Annotated in this window: 14 protein-coding genes; 10 read left to right on the top strand and 4 right to left on the bottom strand. The window is 72.3% G+C overall.

Going from position 1 to position 12717, the window contains the following annotated elements:
* Window positions 1-29 precede the first annotated feature (29 nt).
* Window positions 30-1103: a helix-turn-helix transcriptional regulator gene (locus tag AB0I79_RS33185; RefSeq protein WP_357881466.1), complete on the top strand. Its 1074-nt coding sequence runs from the start codon at window positions 30-32 to the stop codon at window positions 1101-1103.
* 8 nt (window positions 1104-1111) lie between these two features.
* On the opposite strand, the gene AB0I79_RS33180 is transcribed toward AB0I79_RS33185, so the two are convergent.
* Both AB0I79_RS33180 and AB0I79_RS33175 read right to left on the bottom strand, forming a co-directional pair.
* Complete coding sequence (locus AB0I79_RS33180; protein ID WP_357881463.1) at window positions 1112-1720, bottom strand: hypothetical protein; 609 nt, start codon at window positions 1718-1720, stop codon at window positions 1112-1114.
* 175 nt (window positions 1721-1895) lie between these two features.
* Window positions 1896-3098 (bottom strand): DUF5685 family protein, encoded by a 1203-nt coding sequence (locus tag AB0I79_RS33175; RefSeq protein ID WP_357881460.1) that lies wholly within the window; start codon window positions 3096-3098, stop codon window positions 1896-1898.
* 144 nt (window positions 3099-3242) lie between these two features.
* Between AB0I79_RS33175 and AB0I79_RS33170 the strand changes: the two genes are divergently transcribed.
* Genes AB0I79_RS33170 through AB0I79_RS33155 form a run of 4 tightly spaced genes read left to right on the top strand, consistent with a single transcriptional unit; the run spans window position 3243 to window position 7353 of the window.
* Window positions 3243-4355, top strand: coding sequence for a histidine kinase (locus AB0I79_RS33170; protein ID WP_357881457.1), 1113 nt, complete (start codon window positions 3243-3245; stop codon window positions 4353-4355).
* Window positions 4352-5029 (top strand): response regulator transcription factor, encoded by a 678-nt coding sequence (locus AB0I79_RS33165; protein ID WP_357881455.1) that lies wholly within the window; start codon window positions 4352-4354, stop codon window positions 5027-5029. The genes AB0I79_RS33170 and AB0I79_RS33165 overlap by 4 nt, the downstream gene beginning before the upstream one ends.
* A gap of 59 nt (window positions 5030-5088) precedes the next feature.
* Window positions 5089-6570 carry a glycosyltransferase family 39 protein gene (locus AB0I79_RS33160; RefSeq protein WP_357881452.1) on the top strand — a complete coding sequence of 494 codons (1482 nt, stop codon included), beginning with the start codon at window positions 5089-5091 and terminating at the stop codon, window positions 6568-6570.
* A gap of 9 nt (window positions 6571-6579) precedes the next feature.
* Entirely contained in the window at window positions 6580-7353 is a 774-nt protein-coding gene (locus AB0I79_RS33155; RefSeq protein ID WP_357881449.1) for a polyprenol monophosphomannose synthase, read from the top strand.
* On the opposite strand, the gene AB0I79_RS33150 is transcribed toward AB0I79_RS33155, so the two are convergent.
* Window positions 7334-8326 (bottom strand): zinc-dependent alcohol dehydrogenase family protein, encoded by a 993-nt coding sequence (locus tag AB0I79_RS33150; RefSeq protein ID WP_357881446.1) that lies wholly within the window; start codon window positions 8324-8326, stop codon window positions 7334-7336. The genes AB0I79_RS33155 and AB0I79_RS33150 overlap by 20 nt on opposite strands.
* Window positions 8327-8413: 87 nt before the next feature.
* Between AB0I79_RS33150 and AB0I79_RS33145 the strand changes: the two genes are divergently transcribed.
* The 5 genes from AB0I79_RS33145 (at window position 8414) to AB0I79_RS33125 (ending at window position 11631) form a co-directional block, all read left to right on the top strand.
* Window positions 8414-8794, top strand: a complete 381-nt coding sequence (locus tag AB0I79_RS33145; protein ID WP_357881443.1) for a helix-turn-helix domain-containing protein — start codon at window positions 8414-8416, stop codon at window positions 8792-8794.
* 112 nt (window positions 8795-8906) lie between these two features.
* Window positions 8907-9929: an LLM class flavin-dependent oxidoreductase gene (locus AB0I79_RS33140; protein ID WP_357881440.1), complete on the top strand. Its 1023-nt coding sequence runs from the start codon at window positions 8907-8909 to the stop codon at window positions 9927-9929.
* Between the two features lie 188 nt (window positions 9930-10117).
* Complete coding sequence (locus tag AB0I79_RS33135) at window positions 10118-10546, top strand: MarR family transcriptional regulator (protein ID WP_357881437.1); 429 nt, start codon at window positions 10118-10120, stop codon at window positions 10544-10546.
* The gene (locus tag AB0I79_RS33130) at window positions 10536-11057 is read left to right on the top strand and encodes a hypothetical protein (RefSeq protein ID WP_357881434.1); all 522 of its coding nucleotides are present in this window, start codon (window positions 10536-10538) and stop codon (window positions 11055-11057) included. The genes AB0I79_RS33135 and AB0I79_RS33130 overlap by 11 nt, the downstream gene beginning before the upstream one ends.
* 139 nt (window positions 11058-11196) lie before the next feature.
* Window positions 11197-11631 (top strand): GNAT family N-acetyltransferase, encoded by a 435-nt coding sequence (locus tag AB0I79_RS33125; protein WP_357881431.1) that lies wholly within the window; start codon window positions 11197-11199, stop codon window positions 11629-11631.
* A 19-nt stretch (window positions 11632-11650) separates the two neighbouring features.
* On the opposite strand, the gene AB0I79_RS33120 is transcribed toward AB0I79_RS33125, so the two are convergent.
* Window positions 11651-12028, bottom strand: a complete 378-nt coding sequence (locus tag AB0I79_RS33120) for a DUF6578 domain-containing protein (protein WP_357881428.1) — start codon at window positions 12026-12028, stop codon at window positions 11651-11653.
* Window positions 12029-12717 lie beyond the last annotated feature (689 nt).

Genomic DNA, 12717 nt, shown 5'->3' with positions numbered 1-12717 from the left:
TCCAGGATGCGCGGGCTCAGAATGATGAAGTGGTAAGCACGCTTTCCGAGATCGAGGCCGGTGATGGGCGCATTGCTCAAGAGCTGTGTGCCGCCGTCGAATCGGCCGGCGGCCCGGCCGCGGCAGGAGCGGCCATCTCGCGGATCATCCGGCGCAAGGTGCCCCACGACGCGCTGCGCCTGGTCGGCCTGAACCCGGCGACCGGGGTCGGCCTGGGCACCTTCAGCTTCTGGCACGCGTACCAGCCCGCGCTCGTCAGCGAGCTGGTGCTCAACAGGCATCTGGACGGCGACCCCTGCCCGCCACCGCTGCTCGCGCGGCGCACCGAGCCGGTCGCGGTGGTGGGAGCCGGAGGCTGCGGCGGCACGCGCATGCGGCGGCTGCTGGCGTCGCACGGCGTGGGCGCCGAACTACGGCTCCTGATCACGGACCGGCACGGGCCGTGGGGCATGCTGGGCCTGCTGCGCGCCACGGACGTCAGGCCCTTCGGCCCGCAGGACCGCCGGCGGGCGCAGCAGCTCGTCCCCGCGCTGCTGGCGGCGCTGCGCCGCTACGTCACGGCGGGACCGCTGGCCCCCTCGATCCCCGCGCTCCCGACCGGCGTCATCACGGTCGGTCCCGACCACGCCGTCAGGTCGGTCTCACCCCAGGCGCGAAGCTGGATGCGGCAGATGTGGCCGGGTCTGGGCAGCGGAGTGCCCGACTGGATCGCCGACGCCTTCTGGGTCGGGCTGTCCCTGCACGCGCGAGCCCACGCCCGCGACCCCCGCGCCTGGCAGCCGCTGCTCTGCACGCCGACCGCCAACTTCGGGCGCTCGGTCCTCATGCACGGCCAGCCGCTGGACGACAAGGGCGACGGTGACGTCGCCATCGTCATCCAGGCGGCCGGCGGCGGCCTGTTGCTGCCGTCGTTCTGCGACTGGTACGGCATCACCACCCGGGAACGCCGCGTCCTCGAACACCTCTACGACGGGGCGGCCCCGAAACAGATCGCCCGAGCCCTGGGCGTGTCCGCCTACACCGTGAACGACCACCTGAAATCGGTGTACGGCAAGACCCGTGCCCAGGGCAGGGACGAGCTCATCGCGGCGCTCTCCGGCTGAGCGCCCCCTCAGGCGACGATCGAGATGACCTTGCCGATCGCCTGCCCGGCGGCGACCAGCTTGATGACGGCGTCGAGGAAGGGCACGAAGTCGGCGTTGACCCGGGCCTCCCAGCGCCAGGACCAGCTCCGGTACAGCTCCCCCCAGTGATCGTGCATGAAGGTGTTGATCTCGGACTTGCCCCAGTCGTCATCCCGCGAGCCGGGCTCGAAGGTTCCGTGCACCCTGCCGGTGTGCTGGAAGGTGTAGATGTTGCCCACGGCGTCCTTGACCGCCCAGACGAAGGCCGTGTCGTAGCTGATCGCGCCCGACACGTGGAAGTGCCCGCTGAAGTTGACCGATCCCGTGTCGCTCAGGCCCAGGTTGGCCCAGCCGCCCACGGCCACGCCGTCCTTGAACCCGATGCTCGCGTTCCACGGGCCGAGCTGCTGGCTGTCCATCATCATCGGCGGTCCGATCCCGGACGCGCTGGCGACGCGCTGCCCGAGCCCGCCCTTGGGAGGCGACTCCGGCATGTGCAGCGAGGCGCCGACGGATGCGCGCACGTTCGCCGCGGTGTCCCATTCGCGGAGGGCGGCGGCGACCCCTTGTGCCTCATCGGCAGTGAATTGCGACATTCTGGAGATGTCCTTCCGTGTGTTTCCCGTTCCTTGCCTTCTCAGGATGGGAAATCGACCAAGGAAGAGAAATCCCCAGCATTAGGGATTCACGTGCGGGCGCCGGTTTGCAAGATCTGGCCGGCCGCTCGAAATCGTTGGGATGCGGCCGCCGGCACGTCCATCGGCTCTCCGGTCAGTCGCAGCTACAGCCGTCGCAGCAACAGCCATCCCCACCCGGACAGCAGGAGGAGCAGTTGCTGCAGTTGCCGCAGCAGTCGTAGCCGGAGCAGTCGAAGCGCTCGCAGCAGGAGCTCTCACGATCCTCGTCCCAGGCCGGCCGGTACAGGCCGCACGTGCAGCAGGACAGCGCGGTGCACGCCAGCGACAGCAGCCCGCCGGGGTCCTGCTTCGGAGGGCGTTGCCGGGGCGGCGCGCCGGGATCGCCGGGCGGGTGGCCGGTACCGTTCGAGCCGGTGGTGCCGTGCGGGCCGATGGTGCCGCGCGGGCCTGCGGAGGCGTGCGGGCCTGCAGAGGCGTGGTCGGCGGTGGCGAAGGCTCGGGAGACGGCGCTGCTGGTCTCCCGCACCAGCAGGGCGCGCGTCAGGCCGGGGCGGGGCAGGTCCAGTTCGTCCACGGCGGCGCGCAGCTCCGCGTGCGCGGCGTCGCAGTGGCGGCGGGCCTCGTCCAGGCCGGTGCCGGTGGCGGCCAGCGGGTTGTACGCCCCGGACGCCTGGTCGCCGGCCAGGTCCTCCACCGCGTCGATCAGGTGTGCCAGCCTGCCGAAACTGCGACCGGCCGCCTCCAGGGCCTCCCGGTTATGCGGCTTCCCCGCGAGCACCGCCGTGTGCCCGAACGCGGCGGCCACGGCGTCCTCGGTGGGCCCCGTCAGCTCTCGCAACCCGGGGGACAGCTGGGCGGGGACTCGTTCCAGGAGGGCCTGGCGGCCGGCCGCCGCCGTCAGCGGGGTGGGGTCGAAGCCCAGTGTGCCGGCCATGGCCGTGCCGGCCGAGGACCAGCGGCCCGCCAGGCGGGTGGCGCCTGCGGCCACCGGGCGCCGGGCGTAGACGCCGTCCCCGTCCGCCACGTGGTCGTTCACCTTGCCGGCCGCCAGGAGCAGCGACACCGAGGCCGCGAGCCGTACCCCCTCGGACTGCACCACGTCCGCGCCCTTGAAGCCGCGCAGCGCACACGGGCCGGCCCTCCGGCGCGACGCGGACGCAGGCGCCTGCCCCTCGGTGAGGACGGACACGAGCAAGCCGTCGTAGTTGGTCACCAGACGGGACAGGTGTCCGTGCTCCTCGCGGAGCGCCAGGCAGAGCCCGCACAGGTGCCCCATCCAGTCCGTGTAGAGCCCCTTGCACAGGACGTGCCGACACGGGCGGACAATGCCGAACATACGTCCCCTTATGCGCACAGTAGACAGCCAACCGTAGCACCAGGCCGCCGGCAGACACCCGGCCTCCGCCCTCTGACCGTGGTCAGAGGGCGGGTATCCCTGGGGGCGGATGCGCGCGGCACCGGCTGTTCCTACGATGTGGTGATGACTCCCCGCTGGCTGTTACCCGCCGGCCTCGGGCTGCTCGTGCTGCTGATCGGGCTGACGTGGGCGCAGACCAGCACGCGCGGCAGCGACTGTGCGTGGCCCTTCGCCACGGCCTGGTCGCTCGCCGGAGGAGCCGCCTTCGTCGTCGCCTGCCTCGTCATCGTGCGTACGGCGCCGGGCCGCCCTGCCGAGGTGGCCGGTCTGCTGGCTCCCGCCGCCATCGCCGCGCTCACGACGCTCGCCGTCAACAGCATCGGCTGGTTCATCCTGGTTCTCTACATGGGGCTCGTCGCGCTGACCCTGCGGCTGTGGCCGGGCGTCGTCATGTGGCTCGCCTCGCTCGCCGTGGTGGGCGCGGCGGCGTTCACCACGCCGGACCCCGGATGGCCGAACTGGCTGGCCGCCGTGACGCTGGTCTTCTGGGGCGGCTGGGCCGTGCGATACCGCATCGCGGTGGGCGAGCGGCTGCACCGGGCGGAGAGCGCCGCCGCCGCTGCCGCCGCCCTGGCCGAGCGGCAGCGGCTCGCCGCCGACCTGCACGACATCGTCGCGCACACCCTCGCCGTGACGGTGCTGCACCTGGGCGGTGTACGGCTGGCGCTCGAACACGACCCCAAGGAGGCGGCGGCGGGCATCGCCGAGGCGGAGCGCCTGGCCCGGCAGAGCATGGCGGAGCTGCGCAAGGTGGTCCGCGTGCTCGCCGAGGAAGGCCCCGACCCCGCCGTGGTCGCCCCCCAGCCGACCGCGCCCCGGCTGCCTGAGCTCTTCGAGGAGTACCGGACGGCGGGGCTGCAGCTGGACTCGAACGTCGACGGCGAGCTGCCGGCGGTGGGCCTGACGACCGGGATGGTGCTCTACCGGCTGGTGCAGGAGGCCCTGGCCAACGCCAGCCGCCACGCTCCACGGTGCTCCGTCGAGGTACGGCTGCGCATCTCGGAGGAGGGCGCCGTGCTGGCCACGGTCTCCAACCCCCTGCCCGGCCGCCCGTCCCGGCACAATGGCGGCATGGGACTTCGCGCGATGGCCGACCGGGTGCGCATGGTGGGCGGCCACGTCACCGCCGGCCCCCAGGACGACCGGTGGGTCGTGCGGGCGGAGCTGCCGGCATGATCTCGGTGGTGCTGGTCGACGACCAGGAGCTGGCCAGGGCGGGGCTGCGCACGATCCTGCGCCGGCCGTACGGGTTCGACGTGGTCGGCGAGGCGGCCGACGGCCAGGCGGCGCTGGCGGAGGTCGCGCGCGTCCGGCCCGACGCCGTGGTCATGGACATCCGCATGCCGCGGATGGACGGCGTCGAGGCCACGCGTGCCCTGCTGGCCGCGGATCCGGCCGCCCGCGTCCTGGTGCTGACCACGTTCGGCGAGGACGGCGTGCTCGCGGCGGCGCTGCGGGCCGGCGCGTCGGGGTTCTGCCTCAAGGACGCTCCGGCCGAGGACATCCAGCGGGCCGTGCGCGCGGTGGCGGCGGGTGACGGCTGGCTGGATCCCGCCGTCTGCGGGCGGGTCCTGCGGCGTTACCGTACGGATCCGGTGACCGACCCCGACGCGGTCCGGCGGCTCGGCGAGCTCACCTCCCGCGAGCTCGACGTGCTCAAGCTCATCGGCCGGGGGCTCACCAACGCCGAGATCGCCCGCCATCTCGTCATCGGTGAGGGCACGATCAAGACCCACGTCGGCCGGATCTTCACCAAGCTGGCGGTACGCGACCGGGCCGCGGCCGTCGTCTTCGCGTTCGACCACGGCGTGGTCCGCCCCGGGGAGCCGCGGCCTATGCCTGGGGGCTGACTCCAGGTTCCGTCCCTGGTCGGACGACGGGCGGGGAGGTCGTCGGCAACCGTGAAGGCATGCTTCTTCAGACGCCCGGCCGCCAGCGCGCCGCCCCTCCCCCGCTCCCGCCGATCGCCTGGCGGACCATCGGGCCGGTCGCGGCCGCCGTCGTGGTCACGCTGCTCCTGCTGAGCCCGTGGTACGGCTACCACCGCGACGAGCTCTACTTCCGGCTGCTCGGTCAGACCCCCGCCTGGGGGTACTTCGACCAGCCTCCGCTGACCCCGCTCCTGGCCAGGCTGTCCACGGAGCTGTTCGGGGACACCATCGTCGGGCTGCGGGTCGTGCCCGCCCTGTGCACGGGGGCGCTGATCCTCCTCGGCGCCGCGATCACGCGGGAGCTCGGCGGCCACCGCGGCGCGCAGACGCTCGCCGCCGCCGGGCTCGGCACCGGGATGTTCCCCCTGCTCACCGGGCACACCCTGCTGACCCAGTCGGCCGACTTCGTGTTCTGGACGGCGTGCCTCCTGTGCGTGCTGCGCGCCCTGCTGCGCGGCGACGGACGGTGGTGGCCGGCGGCCGGGGCCGTCGCGGGCGCCGCCACGTACAACAAGCACCTCATCCTGCTGCTGCTCGCCGGGCTGGCCGCCGGCCTGCTCGTCACCGCCGGGGCGGCGGCGAAGGGGCCGCGTGCCGTCTTCGCCGGCAGGTGGTTCTGGTCCGGGGCGCTCCTGGCCGCGGTACTCGCGTCGCCGAACGTGGTCTACCAGGCGGTCAACGGCTGGCCCCAGCTCACCATGGCCGCCACGCTCAGCGAGCCCGTCAACCGGATCATGTTCGTGCCGATGCTGGTGGCGCTGCTCAGCATGGGAGCGTTCGTGATCGCCGTCGCCGGGTGGGCGTGGTCGTACCGGCGGCCGGAGACCCGGCCGCTGGCGATCGCCGCCCTGGTGACGATCCTGCTCGGCTGGGCGTCAGGAGGGCGGGCGGACTACGTCACGGGGAGCCTGATCTTCGCCTTCGTGGCCGGCTGCGTGCCCGCCGCCACGTGGATGCGGGCCCGCCGCGCCCGGCTGCGGACGGTGTGGTGGGGGCTGCTCGGCACCTCGGTCATCGGGATCGCCGTGGCGCTGCCGCTGCTCCCGCTGCCGGCGCTCAGCTTCTCGCCCAACGAGGTGTCCAGGGAGTCGGTGGGCTGGCCGCAGTTCGCCGCGCAGGTGGCGGCGGTGCACCGGGCGCTGCCACCAGGGACGATCGTGATCACCTCGAACTATGGCGAGGCCGGTGCACTGAACCGGTTCGCGCCGGGCATCCCCGTCTACAGCGGGCACAACGAGCTGTGGCACCAGGGGCCACCGCCGCGGACGGCGCGGACGGTGGTCGCCGTGGGGCTGCCGCCCGAGCGGCTGCGGACGCGCTTCACCGCCTGTGAATCCGCCGGGGTCGTCGATCACGGCACCGCAGTCGCGAACGAGGAGCAGGGCCTGCCCATCACGGTCTGCTCGGGGCCGCGAACTCCATGGACGAGCGCCTGGGCCGACTTCCAGCACGCGAGCTGAGGAGCGATCATGAGCACCGTTCTGGTCATCACGCCGACCTACAACGAACGGGACAACCTGCCCGGCATCGTGGCCAGGATCCGCGCGGCCGTGCCCGCCGCCCGCGTCCTCGTCGTCGACGACAACAGCCCCGACGGCACGGGCCTGGTCGCGGACGAGCTCGCGGCCGGGCTCGACGGCGTGCACGTCCTGCATCGGGAGCGCAAGCAGGGGCTGGGCGCCGCGTACCTGGCGGGCTTCCGGTGGGGGCTCGAGCGCGGCTTCGACCTGCTGGTGGAGATCGATGCCGACGGCTCGCACCCGCCCGAGCGGCTGCCCGCCATGCTGCGCGCGGCGGAGCGGGCCGACCTCGTCATCGGCTCACGCTGGGTGCCCGGCGGCCGCGTGGCGAACTGGCCGCGCAGGCGGGAGCTGCTCTCACGGCTGGCCAACCGTTACGTACGGCGGGCGCTGCGCCTGCGCGTCGCCGACGCCACGGGCGGGTTCCGCGTCTACCGGGCCGCCGCGCTGGAGGAGCTCCTGCTCGGCGGGGTGGAGTCACGGGGGTACTGCTTCCAGGTGGATCTCACGCTGCGGGCCGTCCGTCACGGGTACACGGTGGCGGAGGTGCCGATCACCTTCGTCGACCGGGCAAACGGGACGAGCAAGATGAGCGCCGGCGTCCTGTTCGAGGCCCTCTGGCGGGTGACCGTCTGGGCCTGGTCGCCGCGGCGGCGGCCCGGCGGGCGGGAGCGGGCTGGGCCGGCTCGGTCCTGGTCCGTTCCTAGGGTTCCTGGACCGTGACGACGAGCTTCTTCCCGGCGTGGAGCCCCTTCTCGAGGTGGCGGTGTGCCTCGGCGACGTCGTCGAGGGCGAACACCCTGCCGACGGCGGGCCGCAGTGCGCCCAGGCGTACACCGGCGTTCAGGAAGGCCGCCATGCGCTTCACCACGACGGCGTCGAGGGTGTGCTCGAAGCTCCGGTAGCTGAAGATCGTGAGCGGCGTGCTGCCCGGGAAGGGGGTGGGCCGAGGGTCCAGGAAGCCGGCGGCGACCAGTGTCCCGCCGGGGCGGGCCGCCTTCAGCAGCTCCTGCTGGCCGGGGCCCATGACGAGGTCGAGGACGATGTCGGCGCCGGCCCCGCCGGTGTGGTGGCGGACGGCTTCGGCGACGTCCGCGTGGTCGGTGGCGATGACCGCGGCGGCACCGGCGGCGAGCAGGTCGTCCTTCCGCGCAGTGTGCCGGGTGACGGCGATGGGCACGGCGCCGAGCTGGTTGGCGATCTGCATCGCCGCCCGGCCGACGCCGCCGGACGCGGCGGTGATGAGGACGTGGTCGCCGGGCCGCATCCCCGCCTTCTCGACGAGCGCGCCGTAGGCGGTGGAGTAGGCGACCCAGATCGCCGCCGCCTCCGTGATCGCGAGCCCGGCCGGCCGGGCGACGACCTGGCTCGCGGGGACCGTGGTGTATTCGGCGTAGCTGCCCCTGACACCGGCGTCCGGGACGGCCGTGAGGATGACCGGATCGCCGAGCCTCAGCCCGGTGACCTCGGGGCCCAGCGCGTCGACGACGCCGGTTCCTTCGACGCCGAGGCGGGCGTGGGGCGGAGAGACGGTCGCGGGCAAGGCGCCGGAACGCATCATCAGGTCGAGCGGGTTGACGGCGAACGCCTCGATCCTGACCCTTACCTCCCCGGCCGCGGGCTCGACGGCCGGCTCCTCGACGACGTGCATGACATCCGGCCCGCCGAACTCGTCGAACACGACGACTCGTGGCATGGTGGCTCCTTCGCAGCTGGTGCTGGTTTCGTTGCTCGCGAAAGACGTTACGGAGCCGTGGGTTACCTCCTGGTACCTTCGAATCTCATGCAGAACGTGGCTGGACCAGCCTTCCTCGCCGACTGCCCCACGCGCCTGGCGGTCGACATCATCTCCGACAAGTGGGCCGTGCTCGTGGTCTTCGGGCTCAGCCTCCAGCCTCGAAGGCACGGTGAGCTGGTCGACCTCATCGGTGGCATCTCGCGCAAGGTCCTCACCCAGACGCTGCGCCGGCTCCAGCAGTACGGTCTGGTCGAACGCCGTGCCGAGGCGCCCCGGCGGGTCGAGTACAGCCTCACCGACCTCGGCCGCACCCTCGTCGGGCCCATCGAGGTCCTGACGGACTGGGCGAGGGACCACGGCGGCGCCATCGTCGACTTCCAGGAGGCGGCCGAAGCCGCCTCGGCTCGGGCTCGCGCGGCGGGTTGATCCCGGCGATGGGCGGCCTCGCCGGCGGGACGGATCGTGTGCGCTTCAACTGGGCCGCTTCCCGTCTCGGACGTACGGAATGTCCTTGACGCGAGGAAGGTTGAGCATGCATATGAAGAAGATCGGTTTCCTGAGCTTCGGGCATTGGTCGTCGTCGCCATACTCGAAGGCGCGCAGCGCGTCCGACACCCTGTTGCAGTCGATCGAGCTGGCGGTGGCCGCCGAGGAGCTCGGTGCCGACGGCGCCTACTTCCGCGTCCACCACTTCGCCCAGCAGCTCGCGAGCCCGTTCCCGCTGCTGGCGGCCGTCGGCGCGCGGACGAGCCGGATCGAGATCGGCACGGGCGTGATCGACATGCGCTACGAGAACCCCCTCTACATGGCCGAGGACGCCGGCGCGGCCGACCTCATCGCGGGCGGGCGGCTGCAGCTCGGCATCAGCCGCGGATCACCCGAGCAGGTGATCGACGGCTGGCGCTACTTCGGCCACGAGCCGGCCGAGGGCGAGACCGAGGCGGACATGGCGCGCAGGCACGCGGAGGTCTTCCTCAAGGTGCTGGAAGGCGAGGGGTTCGCCCAGCCGAACCCGCGGCCGATGTTCCCCAACCCGCCCGGACTGCTGCGCCTCGAACCGCACTCGCCAGGGCTGCGGCAGCGGATCTGGTGGGGCTCCAGCTCGAACGCCACCGCGAAGTGGGCCGCCGGGCTGGGCATGCACCTGATGAGCTCCACGCTCAAGGACGACGAGAACGGCAAGCCGTTCCACGTGCAGCAGGCCGAGCAGATCGCGGCCTACCGGCAGGCGTGGAAGGAGGCCGGCCACGAGGGCGAGCCGCGGGTGTCGGTGAGCCGCTCGATCATGCCGATCGTCAACGAGACGGACCGCGCGTACTTCGGTCACGAGCGCGCCAGTTCCGACCAGATCGGCTTCATCGACGCCACCACCAGGGCCATCTTCGGGCGCACCTACGCCGCCGAGCCCGACGTGCTCGTCAAGGAACTGGCCGCCGACGAGGCGATCGCCGCGGCCGACACGCTCCTGCTGACGGTGCCCAGCCAGCTCGGCGTGGACTACAACGCCCACCTGCTCTCATCGGTCCTGACCCACGTCGCCCCGGCCCTCGGCTGGCGCTGACGGAGCAGGAGCTCGCGGCGTGCTCGATGGCCTCCGGTGCGGGACAGGGGTATGACCACGATCGATGTCTCTCCTGCCGACCAGCCGCACCGTGAGGATGTCGCTCAGCCTGCGGAGGGCGTGGTTCCCGACGTAAGGGTCGGACCATCTAGTTGTATGACACAACTTGATGGTTGTATGGTCGAACCATGGCGGATGAGCGCGACCTCCAGGACGCCGTGGCCCGGTTCGTCCGAGCCTTCGGCCTGCACCAGCCCGACCAGACCCCGTGCGGGCGGCCCATCCCGGTGTCGGAGGCGCACGCCCTGGGCGAGCTGGCCCGGGACGGGGCGCTGCGGCAGAGCGAGCTGAGCCATCGGCTCCGCCTGGAGAAGAGCACCACCAGCCGCCTGGTCACCCAGCTCATCAACCGCGGCTGGGCCGAACGCGTCCCGGCCCCGGACGACGGGCGCGGCGTGCTGGTCCAGCTCACCCCCGCCGGGACCGAGGCCGCCGGACAACTGGCCAGGGCCAGGGCGGCCCGCTTCGCCGCGGTTCTCGACCGCGTACCGGAGAACGAACGCACGGGCGTCCTGCACGCCCTGGAGATCCTCACGGAGGCCATGGATGAACCCTAGGAAGCGACGCATCCCCCTGCTGCTGGCCGGACTCGCGGTGGTCACCGCCGCGTCGGCCGGATGCGCCACGGGCGATCAGAACGGCCAGGCCACCCGGAGCGCGGCGGAGCGGCAGGCGGAGATCGCGGCCAAGAGCCGCCAGGTGATGCCGTTCGACCTGGAACGCACCATGCACCGCTTCACCAAGACCGGCACCGGCGGCGAGCAGACCGTCACCGCCGAAGACCCCGCCGACGCCCAGCAGGTCACGCTCATCCGCCGGCACCTGAGCGAGGAGGTCAAGCGCTTCGGCGGAGGCGACTTCGGCGATCCCGCCTCCATCCACGGCGGCGAGATGCCCGGCCTGCGCGAGCTCGCGGCCGGCCATGACCGGATCGACGTCCGCTACGCCGACTCCCCCGCCGGCGCGCAGATCACCTACACCACCTCGGACGCGTCCCTGATCAAGGCGCTGCACGCCTGGTTCGACGCCCAGGTCTCCGACCACGGCCGGCACGCCGAACACGGCTGACCCCCTCCCTCTGCACGCCACCGAACCGGTACCGCAGAACGCGGCCTTCATACCCAACCGCGGTATGGTTTGTCGGGCATGTCGGCCGCCCGGCCTGACAACATGCCGGCTCATCGAGCCCCTACCTGGAAGGACCACCGTGATCAACATCCGTCGCGCCACCCCCGACGACGCCACCACCGTGCACGGCCTCATCCGCGAGCTGGCCGAGCATCAGGACCAGGCTTGGGGCGTCACGGTGAGCGCCGACGAGCTGAAGCACCTGCTGACCCGCCCCGAGATCACCTACCTGATCGCCGAGCGGGACGGCCAGGCCGTCGGCTACGTCTCCTGGCTGGAGCGGATCAGCTTCTGGTCCGGCCAGGACTACCTTCACTTGGACGACCTGTACGTGACCGCCGCCGAGCGCGGCCACGGCGTGGGCGAGCGACTCATGCACGCGGCAGCCGAAGCCGCCGGCGGCAAGGTGATCCGCTGGGAGGTCGCCGAGGCCAACGAGGCGGCACAGCGCTTCTACACGCGCATCGGCGCCACCCTCATCAGCAAGAAGATCGGCCGCTGGCAGCCCAGGTAGAGCGACGCGGGGACGGCGCCTACCGGTCGACCGCGAGGGTCACGACGTACCCGACGAATTTGCGGTCACCGGCATCTGGATCCTGCCCGTCGGCGGAGGTCTGCTGAGAGAGCACGCCATCGACCGGGTGATAGGCGTTCTCGCCGGGGAGGGGTTCCATCCGAGCGTGGACCGCCGCGATCCGGGTGACCTGGGCCTGGACACGGAGCTGGTCAGGAGACGGGTCGCCGTGGTGTTCCTCGCTCCACTCGATCGTGGCGGCGGTCTGCTCGCCCAGGACGCGGGTCAGCCAGTCGCGGTCAGCCGGGATGAGGGTCCAGGAGACCGCTGATCCGACCTGGAAGGGCTCGCCGCAACACTGCATCTGCCAGTCGTCGACCCAGACGTTCCATCTCATCCCGCCAGTCTTGCCAGGCCGGCCGGTTCACACCACTACCCGAGGGGGTGCGGCGTCCACCTGAACGAGCCGTCCAGGAACTACCCATGAAAGATCAAAGTCCGGGCCGGACGCCGAGAGGCGCCGATACGTTGCGCACGCGTAGTGATCAGACGCTTCCGGGGGGCAGGACATGCGCAAGAAGCTTGAGCGGGCTCGTGGACGGGTGTCCGCGAAGGCTCTGATGCTGGTGGGGGGAGCCGCCGCCATCGTGGCCATCGCGGTGGCCGTGGGCGGGGCTGGGCCGACCACGTCCGCCGGGCGGCAGAACGAGGGCGCGGACGCCCGGCAGGACGTCGCTCGCGATGGTGCCCCTCCCGCAGTCGCGCAGCTCCGGCCCGGGCCGAGCGCCCCGGCCGCCTCCGCCTCTCCGGCTCCGGAGGCTCTCCCCCGGGCGAAGACCGCAGGACGAGGCGATCGAGCCGGCGGCACGAACCAGGAGGGTACGGTCAGCGATCGCGGGCGCGCCGACGAGCCGCGTGGTCGCCGCGAACTCGTACGGCCACGCCCGCCGGCCGGCCCCGCGGGCGATCACCACCCTTCCCGGCCGGGCCGTCGGGCAAAGCACGGGTCGAGCGCCTCAGCCCCGCACTCGCCGGCGCCGTCGGGACGCGGTGAAGGCGTTTCGCTGCTCGGAGTGAAGTGCGATG

It is taken from the genome of Nonomuraea sp. NPDC050202 (assembly GCF_040656115.1).
In the GTDB taxonomy this organism is placed as follows: Bacteria; Actinomycetota; Actinomycetes; order Streptosporangiales; family Streptosporangiaceae; genus Nonomuraea.
This window is presented reverse-complemented; position numbering and strand designations above follow the sequence as displayed.